A 20664-nucleotide genomic window follows, 5' to 3' on the forward strand; every position below is an offset into this window, starting at 1 on the left:
CATGGCCTGTAATCGGAATCTGGTTCACCGCCTTGGGTGTAAGCACAATGGCGTTCAACTTGAACGGTTTCAACTTCAACCAATCAATTATTGATTCAAGCGGTCGCGTGATCAGCACTTGGGCTGATGTAATCAACCGGGCTAACCTGGGTATGGAAGTAATGCACGAGCGTAACGCTCATAACTTCCCCTTAGATTTGGCGGCTTCTGATGTTGCTCCTGTCGCTCTGAGCGCTCCTGCTATCAACGGTTAATTCTGAAGTTTCGCTCTTATTAAAAAGCGCTCTCCTTTTTGGAAGAGCGCTTTTTAGTTTCAACAATATTACTAACAATGAAATAGTGATGATTACCCTTTTAGCTCATCACCACTCATGTCATGGCATAGGATGAAAAAGAAGATCGGGTAAAAAATAGTTAAAAACCGCCCACGTAGAGAAGGCAACTGATATAGAAATAACGGCAAGAACAGGAGCAAGAGAAAGGTACTTAACGAAATAGTCTTTTTGGTCGTTTGATTTTTGCATATAGCACTCTCTAAAGAATTTAAGAATTAACTTGAACTAGCGCAGCTAAACAATAATTTATTTGTATGTAGTCTACTTTACAAAAAACAGCTTTGTTAGCGTTGCGTTTGGAAACTTCTATTCTATATAGAATTCCAAGTTCAAGTTTTTCCTACAATCTCAATGATAAGAACTAATATTTCACTATGCCTCTAACCAAAGACTCGATAAATATTAAATTAATTAGTAATCTGAAATACAAAAAATATCTATTATTACTTCAGGAAATTTAGAGAAACTTAGTTAGAGACTTGGCTTAAAGAGAAGAGTATTGATACCTTGGTCATCTCTGAATATATGAATCAGATGTGTATTTATACAACTGCTGCGACATCATTAAATCCTATTCGCTCTGCTTCAACGCCCTGTGTAGGTGCTATTCCCGGATTGTTAGAACCAGAATGTTTGCAATGCTGATATCCCCAACTTCTTTAAAAAGTTGGGGATATTGTTGTTTATGAGTATTTTAGTGTTAGTCTACTATCGGTGTAAGATAATGCACGATCGCTTCTGCTGTTGGCAAATTAGTTGCCAGTAAAACTTGATTAATAGTGCATAACCTGATCAGCGCTTCTTCATTTGCTTGACCAAGCTGTGGTTGTAGCAAATCTCTCAGAAAAATAACTGCTAAAATTTCACCTGCTCCAACTAATGAAGCAATTGTTTGATATCCTCCAGAAGTTGGTGCGGGGGTTTGTTGACTAATAGTTATCTCTGCTTGTTGCTGTAAGACTTCGCCAACAGATGGCCAGGTAATTATAAAGCTCTGTGAGAAAAATTCCTGATGCTGAGAAACAAATTCAGCAAGTTCTGATTTTTTGCTTTCGTGAGCGATGAGTACTATGTTTCTTTCAATAATCACTTGCGGAGGCTCACTTACATTTGTTTCTTCTGGAGTTTCATCAGATTGAGTTGCTTCTACTTCAGAAACCTCTTCAAGAGTTGGACTGATGCTCTCAGTCGCTCCACTCTCTATTGTTTCCAAAGATTGGATATCAGCTAAGTCAGAAACTTCACTTACTGGAACATCATCAACATCTACACTGACTTCTTCAGTACTTGTGTTGCTCAAATCAATATACTGATTGCTCAAATCTTCCCCAACGGTATTATCATGCTCTGTCAATATTTCAGAAACTTCAATTCCTGTTTCATCAACAGCAAAACTAGGTTCTACTTCGTCAACTTCTATGCTGTCTTCTACTGTTAATGACGTATCCCAACTTACCAATTCCTCACTGTCATTCTGTGTAACTTCGCTTAATGTTTCTTGCGGCTGAATGTCCTCGTCTTCATCAGCTTCGTTGACAAATTCGCCAAAATTTGCGCTAACTTCTTCCGCGACTGGTGTATTTAAATCTACTATTTCACTTTCATTATGAGTAGCTTCGGGAGCGATACTCTCCTCTTCAGATACCTGGTGGAAAATATCACGCGGCTGCACAAAGGTGACTTCTGCCTCTAGTGCTGCTTCAAACTCTGCATCCTCATCAAAGGTAGATTCTGAAATGGCGCTCTGTGCAGGAACTTCGCCGAAAATATCACGCGGCTGTACGAAGGTGACTTCTGCCTCTAGTGCTGCTTCAAATGCATCCTCATCGGAGGTAGCTTTGGGAATGGCACTTGTATCACGCTGCTGTACGAAGGTAGATTCTGCTGCTAGTGCTGCTTCAAATGCATCCTCATCGGAGGTAGCTTCGGGAAGAAAACTTTCCTCTTCAGGAGTTTCAATGATGTTTTCAGGTGCAGCGATCGCATCATCAGCTACAGTAAAAGAAACTTCTGAGGCTTCGCTGATTTCTGGAACTTCTACTTCCTCAACATCTGCGTTGACTTCTGCTGCAACTGATGTCCCGAAATCTACAACTTCATTACTAACATCTGGTGACTGAATGATATTTTCAGGGGTGCTTACCTCAACAACCGAGATAACATCATCAGGTTGAGTAGAAATTTCTGAGATTTCGCTGGTTTCTAGGGAAACAAGATTAAGTTCAGGCGTTTCTAGTTCTTGGTTAATTGGCGCTGAAACTTCGTTGGCTACCTCTGGTGCTGGATTAGCAACGTTGGCAGCGCTGACATTTTCAGGCGATCGCGGTCGAGAAAACAATGAAGGGTCTATAATTCTAAATACTGTCTCTGGTTGCTCATAGACGGGAGCAACAGCTTCCAAAATCAAAACGTAATCTGCAATCCTGATAACGTCTCCATCGCTCAAAGAATATAATCGATCTTTTTCAGCCTGTTTCCCGTTGAATATTGAACCATTTCTACTGCCAAGGTCAGAAAAGTAGTAATTTCCACCTTTAACAAAAAACTTAGCATGTACCCGACTGATATCAGGGCTGTCTAGAAGTAAATCAGAATCAGGAGAACGGCCTATTAGCCATTCTCCTCTTGTTGTACTGTCTGGGGTAAGGTCAACTTCATTGACTTCACTTAGATTTGGTGAGTAACTAACTTTTACTTTCATATTAATTTTTGGTTAATTTTATTGATTTCTGCCACCCAGCGCTGACGGGTAGTGTGTTCTAAATTTAAAATATCATCTTGTGACCAGTGGAAATGATAAGCAATAAATGCTACCTCCTCATATAAAGTATCAGAGGGGTAGCTTACGGCTCCCCCGCTAGTTCTAGCTCCACTGAAAATTGAGTATTGCATTGGGGACATTGTGTGGGAATGTGTACATTTCCTTGCTGGTTGATTCGATTGTAAAATTCTCGCAGATAGGCAATGTCATGCAGGAGCAGTTCTTCGAGTAAATCAGGACTAACAGAGTTGAGACTGCCTAAGCGAGTAATAACCCGTGCAAGCATCACTAGGACGCCGTAAGCGGGATTTTCCTTAACTTTGTGTTCTTGTTGTGTCAAAATTTCATCTTTGGCGGTGGCTAAACGCATCACCCCATGACGATGTATTCGGTTTTCACTATCACTCAACCCTCTAGGAAGAGTAAAGGCGAATTCTGTGCAGAGAGTATCTTTCTTACGGCGCATAGGTAATTTGGGGACTGGGTATTGGGCATAGGATATTGGGCATGGGGCATTGAGAGCGCTGAGTCAAGAGCGGAGCCGGAGACGCTCCGCCTCCGGTCGAGAGTAATTATTCTCCCCTGCTCCCCTACCCCCCTGCTTCCTCATCTCCTTTATCCCCGTATTCCATAAGCTCAACTCAATTATGAACAAGTGGTTCGGGGGAAGTTATTGTTGTATCTTCTGGTACAGGAGTTTCGCCCTCCAATCCATTGATTTGACGGTAAAAATCTTGAAGGTAATTTAAATCTTGAGCAAAAAACTTTTCCACTATTGCCGGAGACACTTCTGCTAAAGCACCCAAGCGGGTAATCACTCGCGACAAGATAATAATTGTGGCATAAACGGGATTAGCTTTAACGCGTGGGTCACGTAAGGGTGCAATCTCGTCTATCGCCGTTGATAACCGCATTACACCCTTGCGGTGGAGGTTGCCTTCAGAGTCTAGATACCCCTTAGGCAGTGTAAATTCAAACTCTGTAGGAAACATAGTCCTCCTGATTACTTCACGCGTATTCGTAACAGATTAAAACAAAATCAGTTTTTTCAATAGTATTTACTTTGTAATAGCCAATTAATTTTGTATCAAATTTAGCTTGATACTGAATTATGAGCGTAAGAATGATGCTTTAAAATATGGCACACAGGCGTAGGGAGCCTTCTCTACGAGACACTATGCATAGCTTTCTTCCCCTAGAGAACAGCATCGCAAGCTTAAGAATTATGTTTTATATCCAATATTGGCAAAATTTTAAGCACTATTGCTTATTGACAAATTTTTTATGACCTTAAAAACCGAGCAAAGTAATCTCCACGCGTTGAAATTCCTCAAAAGCAATCTCCATCTCCTCAATTTCTATTTCATGACTAGTAGCATCAAAATCACTAATTTTGTAACTAGTAGGCCAAGCACCATTTAATTCAAATCTAGCTCTTTCGTCGCCTTTTTGATCGTAAATAGATAAATAAACATTTTTACGTTGTTCACTCCACTCACCTTTTTCCATTTCTTCAAACCAATCCCACCACTTTTTGACTTTGGTCAGACCTCTACGCAGAATAATATTACCACTCCTAGCATTGCCAGGAATTTTAGTTATAACTGCTCTACCTTTTGATGCTTTTGCCCACTTTTGAGAAGTGACTTCACAAATTTCAATTACGTCCAGGGTTCTTGTGAAACCTTGGCATTCTAAAAAATAGGTCTTTTTATCAGTCCAGCCTAAGTTTAGTCCTATATAGAAACGATATTTTGTGAGAATTTCTTTGTCTTGCTCAAGGTATGATAATGGTATTGCCATAGAATATATTAATAATTTGACTTTTGATGTAAATCTAACTTAACTTAGCTGTTAAGGTTGCTATCTATAAGTTATGGCAACCTTCTGCCAATAACAAACATCTAAATAAAACCGAACAATTAGGTTTTACCCTCAAGTCGGGAGTTGTTTTTGATTTTGTGTGATTTCAAAACTTTCAATAGCTACTTCAATCACCTCTGTTACCAGATTACTGTTTGTAACATCGAATTCTGGGGCTATATATGATACGGGAAAGCAACTTGCAAGATCCAAGCGTATTACTTCAATTTGCTTATCTTGGGAATAACCAACTATTGAAACTTCTTTACGATTTTTCTCCCAATCACGCTTCTGTCCATCTTGGCTACACTTCGAATACCAATCGTAGATGCTCCTGTCACCATTGTAATGCAAGGTAATTGTGACATTATTATACTCCACCTGTCCAGGAGTATTTTGACGCAGTATCTTACCTTTATAGCCTACGCCTCTAACGTCTGTAGTAGCATTATTTTTTACTCCTAATCCGGTGACTGATTTAACGAATTTCTCGTTAATGTCATTTGCCCAAAAGTAAAAGACAGAAGCACCAATATATTCGTTTGCCATGAGAATTTCATCTTCTGAAAAATTAATAGTGTAGTTAAGGTTGCTATCTTAAGATATAGCAACCTATTACCTATAAAGAACAGTTAAATTAAACCGAACAATTCAGTTTTACTTTTAAGTCGGGAGGGATTTTTGACTTCTTTCAATCTTAAAACCTTCAACAGTCATTTCAATCGCCTCTGTTACCAAATCATTGTTTGTAGCATCGAATTCTGGCGCTGTATATGATATGGGAAAACAATTTTTCAGATTTAGACGGATTACTTCAGTTGACCTATCTTGGGCATAACCAATAACTGAAACTGCTTTCCGGTTGGCATCCCATTCACGCTTTTCTCCATCTTGGCTACACCTTAAATACCATTGGTAGATGCTATCGTCACCGTTGTAATTCAAGGTAATTGTGACACTATTATACTCCACTTGTCCGGGGGTGTTTTGACGGATTACCTTACCACTTTTACCTGAGCCTCTAACCTCGGTAGTGGCATTATTTTTTACCCCCAATCCTGTAACTGATTTAACGAATTTCTCCTCAATGCCTTCTGCATTAAAGTAAAAGACTGAAGCACCAATATATTCGTTTGCCATGAGAATCTTATCTCCTAATAAATTAATAGTGTGGAAAAATTGCAGAAGATACGAAGCTATTACGCATTAAGGGCTGTTATTAGTCATTTGTGTTTAGAAAAAACTAATGACTAATGACATTCTCAACGAAACAGTGCAATATGATAAGTGGGTTAGCTTAATCAGTTATTGCTCTTCAAGTGCATTCCATTGACTAATACGGAAGATTACAAACTCTGCTGGTCTAACAGGGCAAACGCCTACTTCGACATACAAACGACCTAAAATGATAGTTTCTGGTGGATTCAACTCCGCATCGCATTTAACATAAAATGCTTGTGCTGGTGAATCTCCAAATAAAGCACCCTCACGCCAAATACGCTCTAAAAAGTTACTGACAGTACGTCTGACACGCGCCCACAAATCTTGATCATTCGGTTCAAAAACTACCCATTGAGTACCCAGTTCAATTGATTTTTCTAAGTAACTAATTAACCGACGCACGCTGATATAACGCCACTCTGTTTTATCTGGCTCAACTAAAGTTCGCGCTCCCCAAATGCGAATACCTCGGTTTGGGAAATTGCGAATGCAGTTGATACCAAGAGGGTTCAATAGTTCCTGTTCGCGGAAATTGGTATCGTAAGCCAAACCAATTACGCCTCTGGGTACTTCATTTGCAGGCGCTTTATAAACACCTCTGGTTTCGTCGGTGCGTCCCCAAACACCCATCATGTGACCACAAGGAGGTACTAGAATGGGATTGCCGCGATCGCGCGGGTTAGGAACTTTGATCCAAGGATAGTAAAGAGCTGCAAACATTGAACGACGATTAAATCTATTCAACCAATTCACTACTTGTTGGGGTTTAACGGCTTCAGGTGGCGGATCAAGTACAACCATGCGGTTGGGCGGATTAGGAATATCGCCACTGGCAGAACCCTCGCACATACTGATCATCAGTTCCATGATCCCGTGGACTTGATCCAAGTTCATCACTTGTTCTTCATAAGCCCGCATCAGATCAGGGCAAGCCACCATTGTGATTTCATCAATTTCAAAAATACCGCGTACCCCTGTGCGATCGTCTCGTACCCCTTCTATATCTTGTGAAAATCTATCCGGCGCGGTGGCAAGAATTGGTGGCGCTAGTTCGTACTGACCATTAACCGGACGGCGAGTTAAAGGCTGTCCGCTTTGAGTAATGTCTTCTACAGTAACGTACAGAGAATTTCTCAATGCAGCCAGTGCATAAGTTGCTACTTGACCATTAGGCTCGCGGTTCATCGTCAAGTTCTCGTATTGCTCTAGAAGCTCATCTCCTCGACGAATCTGGATTGTGAAATATTCCCCCGTATTTGGAGGAGCTTCTCCTTCAGTACCTTCAGGTAGGGCACGAGGGGAACTATCGATAATTAAGATATTTAGTAATCCGCCTGCTGCTTGCTCAGGGCGCAAAGTAAAGCGCAGGGCTGGACGATTGCCTCGAGCGTTGATTCTTAGAATAGCAGGTTCTGCAGCCGTGGCTTTGGGTGCGCTTGGTAATTGAGTGCCAATGCTTGTCACCCAGCAGCGACCACCACCATTCATAAAGTAGCCATAGACTGCAAAGGGTAAGTAGGCGTTGAAATCGGTAAAGCCATCAGAATTAGGACGAGCAAAATAATTGAGATATTGCGTCCAATTTGTCACCAACATCGGCTTATATAGTTCAGCATCATCTCGAATATCTTCTGTGAAGCCTACAAACCCGGCAATTGCTGTGCTAACGCCTTCAATCGGTCGGCTCCCTCGGTCAAATTCTTCAATATAGACACCAGGAGCAAAATAATCAAGTCTAGCCATGAAAGTTTCTCCAAATTTAGTAAAAACTTAATTACTCAGGAGTTAAAAATATCTCTTTAAAGGTATAACTGTTATCTACCAATGCATTAACATTCTTGGGTAAATAACCAGGACAACTTATATTTAAAACATAGTTACCTCTCTCAAGGTTTTCAAAAAAGAACAGTCCTTCTTTCTTACTTTCCATGCATTTTGTAGTTTTCTGGAGAGTAACTTTTGCCGTCAGTAGTGGCAGATTTGTTGTCGCACTCTTGACAGAACCTGCAATTACTACTCGCCTAGTCATGACTTGGTTACTACCATATCCACCCGTTGTAATTTGCAGGTCAAAAATTCGTTCCCAAACTAAAGGTATTATATTTGGTTGCCTATTAAGAGGCACGGTGACTATTAAATATAAGGCTGAACGCAAAGGTACATGAAGAGCGCTCCAGATGCCGCCAAGCTCAAGTGACGGCTGTATTCCAATCGTCATAGGCAAATTACCATGACCCCGCAATTCAGGAACTAAAAACTCCTCCTCCAAAGGTTGATGGCGTAGAAGTACGGTCAAGGCTTCACTGAGGAAGTGATGCTCGCCTAAAGTCGTCCTATCCCAGGCTGTTAATAGTAGTGAAACATCAAACCAATTAGGTGGCCAATTTACAGAGCCAGATTGTAGATGGTGTGCAACATTACGTTCAACTTGCTTTCCGGCTTGTTGATGCTGTTTACTCTCACGAATATCATAAATGTATAAATTTAGAGTCGGGCCTACTCCCTGTTCCCTTCGATTACCAGGATGGCTAAAGTCAATTTGCTCCGTACTGGTAAGTGAGGTTCCTCCAGCTAGAATTTCGGCTAAAGTTTGAAGAACAAAGATAAGCATGAAGGTGTTCTCCTGGTAGCTGATCCAGATGCATTTACAATATATGTATCAGCCTTCTAAAGTTAATTAGACTTTTGTCGATATTTTGAGATAGCGCATTGGGTATTGAAATTTTCCCAGTCCCGAGTTTGCCCAGAATAATGATTGAGGCTGCTGGAAGATATTAAATTTTCAAAAATCCGAAAAGCAGTGACTTTAGTTTGTAGTTCAGTCTATCCCTTGAAACTAAACACAATATTTATATAAATGTAAAAAATAAGTTTTATGTGCTTTAATATACCTAAATAAGTAAAAATACTTACAAATATAAACTTAATAATTTTTTGTATGAATTATCTACGAAGATAACTTAATAAAAAAATAAACATTGTTGATACTCCATAATTTTATGCTGGTCAGCAGAAGAGTAAAACATTTGGTTGCAAAAAGCGAGTGAAGCTATGACACTAGGCTTTTCTGTACAAACACTAGAAAATGGCTCTCGTCATTTGAGTTCCTCAGACATTCAAAGCTTTTGTCAGCTAGAGTCTGAGCAGTTAACTAGTCAGTATCCAATTTTTTTCGCTCGCATTGTCTATCATGATTGCTTGCAGAAAAATCATCAAGAAGTTATCCATTATGGTCAAGGTCAAGTTCCATTTTTATCAAAAACTTTAGCTTATTTGCGGTCAGAAATATGGCTTACAGATTTTCCGCCTGCTTTGACTTTACGTGAATTTAAACTTAAGGACTTTTCATCCATCTCTTACATTTGCCCCATAGCCTATAGAAATCAAAAACCTGAATATATTCAAATCATTACTCATGAACCTCTCTCAGAGAGTTTGCAATTGTACGTAAAACGCTCTGCTATGCTACTCAATAAGTATGTAGATATTTCCTTTGATTCTAGAAGGCAAAAAACTGAAATTCAACTACTGGAAAGTATCCTACATCGGGTAGGTCATCAATTGCGTAACTCTTTAGGGCTTATAGGTTTGTATGCATATAATTTACGCTTAGGGTTAAAGGATAGTCCTTGGCAAGAACAAGCAACAATAATCGGCGAAAGTATACAAAATTTAGATACTAATTTAAACGAACTGATTGATTGTAGTCAAAGTACAAAATTAAGAGTAACACTTCGAGATTTAAGAAGTTTGGTAATTGAAAGTATTACAAATTTACAACCTCTAATTGAGCAGAAAAAACTTAAAATATCGATTCCTGATACATCGACAATACTGAAAATAGACAGATTACAAATGAAACAAGTATTTGACAATATCCTTAGTAATGCTGTTCATTTCAGCCCTAATTCAGGAACTATTACCTGTAGTTGGCAAGTTTTTCAAGATGAAGTTTTAATTAAAATCTCAGATCAAGGGACAGGATTATCTCATGAAGATTTACAAAAAGTATTTACTCCATTTTATTCCCGACGTCGAGGAGGTACAGGACTGGGTTTAACTATTGCTAAAAAAATTATTTTGGATCATCAAGGAAGTATTTGGGCACAAGTTTTATCCGAAAGAGGAGCGCAATTTTCTGTAATTTTGCCTCGACCAAAAAGCTTAGATTAATTCGTGATTCGTAATAACGATTGCGGACTCGCTCACGTAATTCGTAATTCAAAATATGGCTAATGATAATAAGCTTTCAGTTTTGCTGGTGGATGACGAAGAACGCTTTCGTCAAGGATTGCATACTCTCTTAAGTTTTTATAGTATTAATTCTGCGTTACCTGTGGAAGTTATCGGTGATGCAGATTCTGTTGAGCAAGTTTTAAAATTTACAGCCCAAAAGTGTCCAGATTTAATTTTGCTGGATATGCAATTGAAAAGATGTGATGGGATTACAGTTATGGCACGTCTTAAGGAAGCTGCTTATACTGGCAAGGTTTTAGTATTGTCGGCTCATCAAGAAGACGACTGGATCTTTAGAGCAATGCAGGCGGGAGCCGCAGGTTATGTGTTTAAAAATCGTGTGGCAACACAATTGTGTGAAGCTATTGAGACTGTTGCAAGGTCGGAAATTTATCTACCTTCAGAAGTTGCTAGTCGATTTTTCCGGTTTTTCCAGACTTATTCGGACTCTTGTTTAAAAGCATCTCATGAGGTGCATTTAACAGAAAGAGAGCAAGAAGTTTTATACTGGTTAACTCAAGGTGCTTCTAATGAAGAAATCGCTAAAAATTTATATGTAACAGTTGCAACTGTTAAGGCGCATCTCACAAGTATTTTCGAGAAATTGAAGGTTACTAGCCGGACTCAAGCTATTGTGGCTGCCCTCAAGTTAGGATTAGTTCACGCTTGAGCGCGACATAAGTAATCGGCGCAATTCAGGAAACTTTTTGTATATGCCTTCATTTGAATCTTTTTATCAACAATACCCCTGTTCGTATAATTCTCCCTTAAATTGTGATCGCCCTTTCCAAACGGCGCAGCAAATCAAGGGCGCTAAGTTTTGCTTGGAATGTGGTTTTCCGGCAACTTTACCACAGAAGGCTGAGATTAAAGGAAATCAGGGTACTTATCAAATAGATAGTTTTGTCGGTGCGCGGGGTTTAGGGCGCTTATACTCAGGCATCCAACTTAAGGACAAACAGCCTGTAATCATCAAAGAATACCTGCTACCCAACCGTAGTTTTAATGAAAGCGAGACTCTGAAGCGGAAAGAGACTTTCAAAAGGGTGGGTGGGATAAGTTTAGCCGATAGTAGAATTCAAAACTTCCGTCTTGTCGAAACTCAAGAAGCGATCGCAGACGAAAAAGGAGAACGCTGTTATTTAATTATTAAAGGAGTAGAGTCATCGCAAACTTTAGGGAAATATCTCATAGAGAAGGGAGCAATGACATCTCCAGATGTACGTGAAGTACTAAATCAAGGTTTACAAACTCTCCAGTTTCTCCACACCCAAAAGCTGCGTTTTCCCTCAAATAAAACACAACTGGGTGTATCTCATGGCAACATTAATTTGGATAGTACCTTAATTAAGATAGAAAATAATCAACAGTTTTCTATATACTTTTGTGATTTAGCTATCTGGGAAAACTTATTTATTCCACCCATTATTACTCAACCCGCACCCACCAAACCTGAGCAAGATTTAGAATCACTAGGATTGCTAGCCTTTTATTTATGGGTAGGACGGACAACTAATTTTTTAACAAACCAGTCTCTCGATCCTAAAGATAATCAACAATGGCCAGATACTGATAGTCATTTAAAGCAGTTTATTTATCGTTTAATTGGGCTAGAAACTCCTTTCGAGAGTGCAGAAGCGGCTCGTCAAGCACTACTACAACTTCCCAAAGAAGATCATGCGAAAAATTCAGTGCAATTGTCGGCCGCTTCTCAAAAAATAGAAAAGCGTTTGCCAATGCCTTTAATCTTGTTAGGTATTCTGGCTTTATTATTAGTTGGTGGAGGAATTTGGTATTTGCTTTTGGGCAAAAATACAGATAGTTCTAATCAATATATTCTATGGTCTAAACTTGTGCGGAATTTCTCAGAAGTCCCTAACGTTCCTTCTGGAAAATTTACTTATACAGGAGAAAAAGACAGTACATGGAGCTATGTTTTAACGCAACCAGTAGACAACAGTCGTTTAGGAGATTTATTGACCAAACCCAAGCTAGACGCAACAGCAATATTTAATTATGAATCTGTTTTGTCATCAAATGCAAATAATCCGATTAGAAGTATAGAAGAAGTCCAAGCAAGCAAAAAAGAATTTGCAATTACTAGTTTGGAAAATAACATCACCAGTAAATTTGATAAAAAACAAGTTGCCTATGATGGATTAATTGTTTTTGTCGCATTTAATAAAAGAGACTCAAATCTTGCTAATGCTCTGGGAGGGCAAATAAATATTGAGCAATTGCGTCGAATTTACACAGGTAAAATTACCAATTGGCAAGAAATTAGTCCTAAACTTCCAAATCTACCTGTGAAACCTTTTGCCCCAACTGAGCCGGAAGCAATCAATAAATTTCAAGAAATAGTTCTCAAAAATTCCCCTCAAGACGAAGCTTTATTTACAGCAAAAGTTACTAAACTTGATACAACAAAAACCCAAAATCAGATACGCAGTGAAACTTTAGAGGGGCGAACCACTGGTATTATCAGTTTTGGTATTATCAGTAAAACTTGGAAACAGTGTACTGGCTATCCGCTAGCGATCGCAGATGACAAAAAATCAGCGATTCAACCCCTATTTCAACGGCGCGATCGCCGCTCAATTAATCCCTCAGATGATTTGTGTCAACATGATGATTATTATGTTGATGTCACAACTTTCAAAAGCTACCCATTGGGATACCCTATTTTTGTAGTGTACCCTAAAGACAGCAACCGCCTGCCTGGTGGTTCTACATTTGCTCAGATGTTAACCACTCGTCAGGGTCAGTGTTTACTTAGTAAAGTAGGTCTTGTAGCTTTACAACCTATGCCTGATGATATAAATTCTTATGCTTGCAAATCGGTGCCCTAATCCCAGTTGTGAATATTTTAACCGCGTCCTGCCTAACAATGCTAAGGTTTGTCCCTGGTGTTCCACTCCTGTGGGTAATGTAGTCGATCCTACACCACAACCACCTAGTCAACCACCACCTATTCAACAACAACCTAGTCAACCGCCACCTGTTCAGTATCAGCGACCACCAGAGCAACCTAATTACCAGGTTCCTCAACAAGCTCCTGTTGATTATTCAACAACATATCAGCCACGGGTTTCCTATCCACCAACACCGCCTGTTTATACTCCCCCGCCTCAAAGAGCGCCAGTCTTAAAGTTGATTCATACTACTGGGAGAGAATTTAACCTTGTTGGGGAAGGAGGTTATATTGGTCGTCGCAGCCAGAGTCCAGGAATAGTGCCGCCAGAAATTGACTTGACCGGCATCCCTAGTGAGGGAATAGTTTCTCGTCGTCATGCGCGAGTCGATTGGGACTGGTCGCAGAATGCATACATGATTGTTGATATGAGTACAAATGGTATTTATTTAAACAACAATCCTCTAACTCCTGGTATGCAATATCGCCTGCTTAATGGTGATTTACTGCGATTCGGCCAGGATAATCTAGTGAATTTCACTGTATATATTGTGTAGCAATAAGCTTTGCCAAAGCTTATATCATGTCTGCTAGTTTACTTATTAAACCTGAAGAACCCCAAAGAGCCAAAGCTGTGCTTTGTCTCCCTGTCCCTAATCACCAGAGGGGCCCTGAGTTCCCCGCAGGCTCTTAGGGGCTGGGGGTAAGGTGCAATGATTGTGGAATCGTAACTAAATTATGCGGTCTTTTAATGTATTTGCCCATTCATCAAGGATAATTTGCCACTTTTCATCTCCGTACAATTTGGCTTTTACTGTTACTTCACCCTCTTCATTGGCTTCAGGCTCTATTGCATCTGTGTATGTAGTCTTTTGTCCCTTTAGCACCGCCCATTCAAATTCTGTTTGTTTTTTCTCATGTGTATCTCCATCCCATCCCACGATATTCCTTTCATGATTCTCTCCTCCCATTGCAGCCGCGATAGTATGAGCGCTAACAAATTTACTTACGTTAGTGGCATTTAGTACGCCTTGGTCTACAAGGTTATTTATATGCTGTGCTATGGGTGAAGGATCTGATGGCTTAGAATCCCATGTTTCCTGGCCTTTTTCATCCCAGGAAAGCTTTTGGGAGGTATTTAGTTCTAACGCCCTCTGTACCAAACCCATCTTCCCATACTGGCTGATGCTGACGACTGTTGCGGGAAGTTTAATGGCGATCGCTGCACTGCTCCCCCACTCTGCTGCACAACGTGAGTCAACTCATGCGCCAACAACTGTTGTCCGCCCCGACTCCCAGGATTATATTCCCCTTGCCGAAAGAACACATCCTGTCCGGTTGTAAAAGCACGCGCCTGAATTGACCGATTCAACTGGTCAGATTTACCATCTGTGTGAACCTTCACCGCACTAAAATCAGCGCCGAACGCCACCTCCATCGGTTCGCGGATATTGTCCGCCATCGACTGTCCACTACCCCTTGCTTGGTTAATCGACGCTTCTAGGTCTGGCGCATCTGTCATCAGAGCCTTGACCCGACGCTGCACCATCGGCTTCATTTGTAATTCTTCCTCATCCTTTGGTGCTGGCTGTCGTTGCAGTCTGCTATTATTCAGAGATTTCATTTGCAACTCATCTTCTGACTCTGGCAATGCTTCTCGTTGGATAGACTGGGGATTTACAGGCTGCCCTATTCTTTGCATTACCTGCCGTGCTACACTATCAGCTTCCTTTTCAAATTCATCCCCAGGTTGGCTAATTGAGAGTTTTGTTTGGGGACGATGCAGGGGTATTCGACTTATGTCGTGAGTTAAAGGTTTATTCAGGGGTTGCACCAATGGAACTGCTGGGGCTGAAGATAAGGAAGACTCCTTACCGAAGCCGCGCGTTGGTTGTTTGAGAGATGGTATTGAGGAGGAATCAGTACTTGCTTTTGTGGACTGACTTATACGTTATCTCATGTTGTTCTCCTGATGCTTAAGTAGTAGGTGGCTGAATATCTTGCTGGTACAAATATGCAAAATATGCTATAGCATATCGCGATCACACTCACCAAGCAATTCATCAAAAGTCTAAATCCACGCAAAGACGAAGTTCGACTTTCGGCTACTTTTGATTCTGATGCAGTACCTTTAACCTTGATTTTAGGAGAGATTTTCTTATGGACTCAAAACAGCAACAAACTTTTTTCACCTTCAATGGAGATGTTGGTGGTACTGCTGGATACGTGGGGGTTTCAGGGTCATCTGATGCTAGTAAAGCAGCTATTGCTGCTGCGGGTAAATACCTCAACGACTCACTACTTCTAAACCAACTCACAGAGCGGGTGTATAAACTTCTGCTAGAAGACCTGCGATCACAGCAGGAAAGGACAAGTAATTATAGTTCCCAAAGGTGGTTGTGATGGCTGGAAGTTTAATTGGAAGTGGTTTAGATACAATAGGCATTCCTAATACCCTTGCTAAAGGCGACGTTGATCACGAATTCAATTATGTCACTACTAACCGTTTCTATATAGAAATAGACAGTTCTATTGCTGCATCTTTTACTGAATGTTCAGGATTAAGTGTTCAAATTCAGAAAAATGTTTTTCACGAAGGTGGTGTCAACGACCAGCAAAGAATTTATTTAGGTCATACAGAATTTGCAGACATAACTCTTAAACGTGGATTTACCGATCATCCAGGTTTTTGGAACTGGATTAATACAGTTTTTGATGAAACCGAGAAAACATCTCGCCGCAATGTCAATATTCTGATTTTCAATCAAGCTGGTGAAACGATGATGAGTTGGACTTTAATTGGTGCTATTCCTATAGCTTGGGCAACACCTACACTAGAAGCAAATGGAAATGCAGTTGCCATTGAAGAATTAACTTTGGCTTATGAAGGTTTACAAGTTGCCAAAGAAGCAGGAGGAGGCAATTCTGTAGAACGAGATGGAACAGGATATTTTCCTTCTAGTTAATTGGCTATTTTTTAATTGTAAAAAATTATGCAAATTATTCAATCTCCACTGAGAAATAATGTTCATCCACTTGGGGTAAGATCGTCTTTATCTAATCCCCAAACAATGTTATTGAGAAAAGAGTCTCATTTTCTGCATTCACAAAGTAATGTTATTAGTCCAATACAAACTAAACCACCATTAGTCACATCATATAAATTTCTCTTATTTCGTAAACATGAACCGTCGATACAACCTTTAATAGGTTGGGATACTCAAGATATAAATGGTGCGTTTCCATTACTTGAGTTTGATTCTTTTGATTCAATAACTCCAGGAGAAAATAGTAGTGAATCAATCAAAGACGGTATTGCAGAGATAATGCCAACTAGCATTGAGAAAAATACGATTAATGATACCCCACAAAAACTAAATACTAAAGGTAAATCTAAATCAATAAAAACAAATAAATCTCAACAGCCATCAGAAAAAAAGTCAAAACCGAAATCTAAGACTAAAAAAACAGTCAAATCAGCTGCAGCTAAAAATGTTGCTCAATTTGTTCATGAAAGCAACATTCCTATTAATCGTAATGAAGATAGCTTATTAGTATCAAAGGAGCCTCTGTCTGTTGAGGCTCCTTTGGATATCCCCAAATTACAACGGGATATTGCTTCAGAAAATACTACAAGTGATAATGATTCTGTTAGTAGTATAACAACATCAACTTCGCCTAGTATTGAAGAAAACTCGTCTTTGTTCAGGAAGATTGCTAACGATGATCTCCGATTAAATTCTGAGTTACCATCTAGTTTGGCCAGCCCAAAGTCAGAAGCGATCACACCAAAAGTTAGTGCAACATCGCCTGAGATCGCTGAAGCACCAAAAATTAGGGCCACACCACCTGAGATTAGTGAAACAGCGAGCGCACCAAAAGTTAACGCCGCATCGCCTGAGACTGGTGAAACTGCAATTGCACCAAAAGTTAGCGCTACATCACCTGAGACTAGTGAAACAGTAATTGCACCAAAAATTACCTCTAAATCGCCTGAAACTGGTGAAACAGTAATTGCACCAAAAGTTAGTGCCACATTGCCTGAGACTGGTGAATTACCAGTAGTTAGTGCCATATCACCTGAGATTAGTGAAGTACCAGTAGTCAGCGCCACACCCCCTGAGATTGGTGAAACTGCGATCGCACTAAAAGTTAGCACTGCATCACCTGAGATTGCTGAAACTGCAATTGCACCAAAAGTTAGCGCTACATCACCTGAGACTGGTGAAACTGCGATCGCACCAAAAGTTAGCGCTACATCACCTAAGATTGGTGAAGTACTAGTAGTTAGCACTGCATCACCTGAGACTGGTGAAACCGCGATCGCACCAAAAGTTAGCACTGCATCACCTGAGATTGCTGAAACTGCAATTGCACCAAAAGTTAGCACTACATCACCTGAGATTCTTGAAGCACCAGCAGTTAGCACTACATCATCTGAGACTGGTGAAACTGCGATTGCACCAAAAGTTAGCACTGCATCACCTGAGATTGGTGAAACCGTGATCGCACCAAAAGTTAGCGCTACATCATCTGAGACTGGTGAAACTGCGATCGCACCAAAAGTTAGCACTACATCACCTGAGATTCTTGAAGCACCAGCAGTTAGCACTACATCATCTGAGACTGGTGAAACTGCGATCACACCAAAAGTTAGCACTGCATCACCTGAGATTGGTGAAGTACCAGTAGTTAAGGCTACATCATCTGAGACTAGTGAAACTGCGATCGCACCAAAAGTTAGCACTACATCATCTGAGACTGGTGAAACTGCGATCACACCAAAAGTTAGCACTGCATCACCTGAGATTGGTGAAGTACCAGTAGTTAAGGCTACATCATCTGAGACTAGTGAAACTGCGATCGCACCAAAAGTTAGCGCTACCTCACCTGAGACTAGTGAAACTGCGATCGCACCAAAAGTTAGCACTGCATCACCTGAGATTGGTGAAGTACCAGTAGTTAGCACTACATCACCTGAGATTGGTGAAGTACCAAAAGTTAGCACTGCATCACCTGAGATTGGTGAAACTGCGATCACACCAGTAGTTAGCACTACATCACCTGAGATTGGTGAAGTACCAAAAGTTAGCACTGCATCACCTGAGATTGGCGAAGTACTAGTAGTTAGCACTACATCACCTGAGATTGGTGAAACTGTGATCGCACCAAAAGTTAGCACTACATCATCTGAGACTAGTGAAACTGCCATCACACCAGTAGTTAGCACTACATCACCTGAGATTGGTGAAGTACCAAAAGTTAGCACTGCATCACCTGAGATTGGCGAAGTACTAGTAGTTAGCGCTACATCACCTGAGACTAGTGAAACTGCGATCGCACCAAAAGTTAGCGCTACATCACCTGAGACTAGTGAAACTGCGATCGCACCAAAAGTTAGCGCTACATCACCTGAGACTAGTGAAACTGCGATCGCACCAAAAGTTAGCACTACATCACCTGAGATTGGTGATGTACCAAAAGTTAGCGCTAAATCATCTGAGACTAGTGAAACTGCCATCGCACCAAAAGTTACCACCACATCACCTGAGATTGGTGAAGTACCAGTAGTTAGCACTACATCACCTGAGATTGGTGAACTACCAAAAGTTAGCACTACATCATCTGAGACTAGTGAAACTGCGATCACACCAGTAGTTAGCACTACATCACCTGAGATTGGTGAAGTACCAAAAGTTAGCACTGCATCACCTGAGATTGGTGAAGTACCAAAAGTTAGCACTACATTATCTGAGACTGGTGAAACTGCGATCACACCAAAAGTTAGCGCTACATCACCTGAGACTAGTGAAACTGCGATCGCACCAAAAGTTAGCACTGCATTACCTGAGATTGGCGAAGTACTAGTAGTTAGCACTACATTATCTGAGACTGATGAAACTGCGATCGCACCAAAAGTTAGCGCTACCTCACCTGAGATTGGTGAAGTACCAGTAGTTAGCGCTACATCATCTGAGACTAGTGAAACTGCGATCGCACCAAAAGTTACCACCACATCACCTGAGACTGTTGAATTACCAGTAGTTAGCACTACATCACCTGAGATTGGTGAAGTACCAAAAGTTAGCGCTACATCATCTGAGATTAGTGAAACTGCGATCGCACCAAAAGTTACCACCACATCACCTGAGACTGTTGAATTACCAGTAGTTAGCACTACATCACCTGAGATTGGTGAAGTACCAAAAGTTAGCGCTACATCATCTGAGATTAGTGAAACTGCGATCGCACCAAAAGTTACCACCACATCACCTGAGACTGTTGAAGTACCAGTAGTTAGCACTACATCACCTGAGATTCATGAAACTGCAAGTATTTTCAAGAAAACTGTTGACAGTGAACAAACAGTAGAATCAAAATTTTCCTTTGCGGTAACAAATCCTGAAATATCAACCTTTGTTGATACCTCAGATAATCCAACCTCCCCACAAGATCAGGTAAGCACACCACCTGAAGTTGAGCAAAATAGTTTACAAACACCTAATTTTAAGAAATCAGAAGAAAAAACTTCTCCAGAAACTCCGACTAAAGTCGATTCTTTTCCAGACACTTCATTACAGCTAAAAAGTGCTAAACCTCACTCACCTCAGATATCTAATTCTTTAATTCCCTCTTCTTTAGGGTTGGATGTTGGAAGACAGAAGCTTTCCATCCTCAATTCTCCACAGCTTAATACTCTTCAAAACAAAACAACTGACGTGAGTAAACCTTCATCTCAATACTCATCGCCTACCTTGATTTTCCGAAAACTAAAGCTCACTAATCATACACCTTCCCAACAGTCAGATACACCCTCTCAATGGTCAAGTGTAGAAGAATTACTAAATGGAAATAATGAGCAATTTACTAGTTTACAACGGTCAGATACACCCTCTCAATGGTCAAGCGTAGAAGAATTACTAAATGGAAACAATGATCAAATCACTAATGATGGAAAATCTAAGAAGCAGAAGTCATCAGAATCGTCACAAGTTTTTGCTAAACACCTTCCTTCAGCAAAAGGCTTTGCTGCTGGTCGAAAGGCAACTCCACCCGACATATCTAGAAGAGAAATAAAACCCGTAACTCACACGATAAAGAACACTTATTTGTCTTCTGAAGATGATAAAGATGATAAGGTTGATTTGTCTTGTAGAGGAAATCATAAAGGAAATCATAAAAGTAATAATAAAGGTGATACAGCTGATTTTGAAGCTCTAGTCCGTGAAATTTATAACAGATTACGGCACCGGATAGAAATTGAGCGAGAGCGGCATGGTCATTACTCTGGTCGAGCACCCTGGTAAATTCTCATTTAATAATTAATTTTAGGAGAA

19 protein-coding genes and 1 pseudogene are annotated in these 20664 nt (G+C 40.4%); 8 read left to right on the forward strand and 12 right to left on the reverse strand.

The genetic code is table 11. The features are described 5' to 3' along the window. Nucleotides 1-254 (forward strand): annotated as a pseudogene (locus tag H6G96_RS09885) (photosystem II q(b) protein); the annotation flags it as partial. A 120-nt stretch (nt 255-374) separates the two neighbouring features. Here H6G96_RS09885 and H6G96_RS09890 read toward each other — a convergent pair. The 10 genes from H6G96_RS09890 to H6G96_RS09930 all read right to left on the reverse strand — a co-directional run bounded on the left by H6G96_RS09890 (nt 375) and on the right by H6G96_RS09930 (nt 8791). Continuing rightward, on the reverse strand, nt 375-524 hold the full coding sequence (locus H6G96_RS09890) for a PsaJ protein (protein WP_190734338.1): 150 nt from the start codon (nt 522-524) through the stop codon (nt 375-377). 511 nt (nt 525-1035) lie between these two features. Then, nucleotides 1036-3036 carry an FHA domain-containing protein gene (locus tag H6G96_RS09895; protein WP_190911303.1) on the reverse strand — a complete coding sequence of 667 codons (2001 nt, stop codon included), beginning with the start codon at nt 3034-3036 and terminating at the stop codon, nt 1036-1038. Beyond that, the gene (locus H6G96_RS42820) at nt 3033-3236 is read right to left on the reverse strand and encodes a DUF6760 family protein (protein WP_347242207.1); all 204 of its coding nucleotides are present in this window, start codon (nt 3234-3236) and stop codon (nt 3033-3035) included. The genes H6G96_RS09895 and H6G96_RS42820 overlap by 4 nt, the downstream gene beginning before the upstream one ends. Further along, a complete protein-coding gene (locus H6G96_RS09900) occupies nt 3179-3562 on the reverse strand; it encodes a phage tail assembly protein (protein WP_190911304.1) in 384 nt (127 codons plus the stop codon). The genes H6G96_RS42820 and H6G96_RS09900 overlap by 58 nt, the downstream gene beginning before the upstream one ends. A 175-nt stretch (nt 3563-3737) precedes the next feature. Further along, nucleotides 3738-4088, reverse strand: a complete 351-nt coding sequence (locus H6G96_RS09905) for a hypothetical protein (RefSeq protein WP_190911305.1) — start codon at nt 4086-4088, stop codon at nt 3738-3740. A 298-nt stretch (nt 4089-4386) separates the two neighbouring features. Further along, nucleotides 4387-4899 (reverse strand): phage tail protein, encoded by a 513-nt coding sequence (locus H6G96_RS09910; protein WP_190911306.1) that lies wholly within the window; start codon nt 4897-4899, stop codon nt 4387-4389. A 132-nt stretch (nt 4900-5031) separates the two neighbouring features. After that, on the reverse strand, nt 5032-5508 hold the full coding sequence (locus H6G96_RS09915) for a phage tail protein (RefSeq protein ID WP_190911307.1): 477 nt from the start codon (nt 5506-5508) through the stop codon (nt 5032-5034). A 114-nt stretch (nt 5509-5622) separates the two neighbouring features. Then, on the reverse strand, nt 5623-6099 hold the full coding sequence (locus H6G96_RS09920; RefSeq protein WP_190911308.1) for a phage tail protein: 477 nt from the start codon (nt 6097-6099) through the stop codon (nt 5623-5625). 165 nt (nt 6100-6264) lie between these two features. After that, nucleotides 6265-7923, reverse strand: a complete 1659-nt coding sequence (locus H6G96_RS09925) for a phage tail sheath C-terminal domain-containing protein (protein ID WP_190911309.1) — start codon at nt 7921-7923, stop codon at nt 6265-6267. A gap of 31 nt (nt 7924-7954) precedes the next feature. Further along, nucleotides 7955-8791, reverse strand: coding sequence for a Pvc16 family protein (locus H6G96_RS09930; protein ID WP_190911310.1), 837 nt, complete (start codon nt 8789-8791; stop codon nt 7955-7957). Nucleotides 8792-9231: 440 nt separating this feature from the next. On the opposite strand from H6G96_RS09930, the gene H6G96_RS09935 reads away from it, so the two are divergent. The 4 genes from H6G96_RS09935 to H6G96_RS09950 are packed head-to-tail and all read left to right on the forward strand — an operon-like array spanning nt 9232 to nt 13884. Next, nucleotides 9232-10353 (forward strand): HAMP domain-containing sensor histidine kinase, encoded by a 1122-nt coding sequence (locus H6G96_RS09935; protein WP_190911311.1) that lies wholly within the window; start codon nt 9232-9234, stop codon nt 10351-10353. 55 nt (nt 10354-10408) lie between these two features. Further along, nucleotides 10409-11086, forward strand: coding sequence for a response regulator transcription factor (locus H6G96_RS09940; RefSeq protein ID WP_190911312.1), 678 nt, complete (start codon nt 10409-10411; stop codon nt 11084-11086). Between the two features lie 43 nt (nt 11087-11129). Next, nucleotides 11130-13265 carry a substrate-binding domain-containing protein gene (locus tag H6G96_RS09945; protein WP_190911313.1) on the forward strand — a complete coding sequence of 712 codons (2136 nt, stop codon included), beginning with the start codon at nt 11130-11132 and terminating at the stop codon, nt 13263-13265. Next, complete coding sequence (locus H6G96_RS09950; RefSeq protein WP_190911314.1) at nt 13243-13884, forward strand: FHA domain-containing protein; 642 nt, start codon at nt 13243-13245, stop codon at nt 13882-13884. The genes H6G96_RS09945 and H6G96_RS09950 overlap by 23 nt, the downstream gene beginning before the upstream one ends. Before the next feature lie 174 nt (nt 13885-14058). Here H6G96_RS09950 and H6G96_RS09955 read toward each other — a convergent pair whose 3' ends face one another. Then, on the reverse strand, nt 14059-14496 hold the full coding sequence (locus tag H6G96_RS09955; RefSeq protein ID WP_190911315.1) for a hypothetical protein: 438 nt from the start codon (nt 14494-14496) through the stop codon (nt 14059-14061). Then, nucleotides 14472-15161, reverse strand: coding sequence for a DUF4157 domain-containing protein (locus H6G96_RS09960; RefSeq protein WP_199339482.1), 690 nt, complete (start codon nt 15159-15161; stop codon nt 14472-14474). The genes H6G96_RS09955 and H6G96_RS09960 overlap by 25 nt, the downstream gene beginning before the upstream one ends. Nucleotides 15162-15487: 326 nt before the next feature. Here H6G96_RS09960 and H6G96_RS09965 point away from each other — a divergent pair, with 326 nt between their 5' ends. Genes H6G96_RS09965 through H6G96_RS09975 form a run of 3 tightly spaced genes read left to right on the forward strand, consistent with a single transcriptional unit; the run spans nt 15488 to nt 20634 of the window. Further along, entirely contained in the window at nt 15488-15730 is a 243-nt protein-coding gene (locus tag H6G96_RS09965) for a hypothetical protein (protein ID WP_190911316.1), read from the forward strand. Then, nucleotides 15730-16293, forward strand: a complete 564-nt coding sequence (locus H6G96_RS09970) for a phage tail protein (RefSeq protein WP_190911317.1) — start codon at nt 15730-15732, stop codon at nt 16291-16293. The genes H6G96_RS09965 and H6G96_RS09970 overlap by 1 nt, the downstream gene beginning before the upstream one ends. 27 nt (nt 16294-16320) lie before the next feature. Next, nucleotides 16321-20634 carry a hypothetical protein gene (locus tag H6G96_RS09975; protein WP_190911318.1) on the forward strand — a complete coding sequence of 1438 codons (4314 nt, stop codon included), beginning with the start codon at nt 16321-16323 and terminating at the stop codon, nt 20632-20634. Nucleotides 20635-20664 lie beyond the last annotated feature (30 nt).

This window comes from Nostoc sp. FACHB-892 (genome assembly GCF_014698795.1).
Taxonomy (GTDB): domain Bacteria; phylum Cyanobacteriota; class Cyanobacteriia; order Cyanobacteriales; family Nostocaceae; genus Nostoc.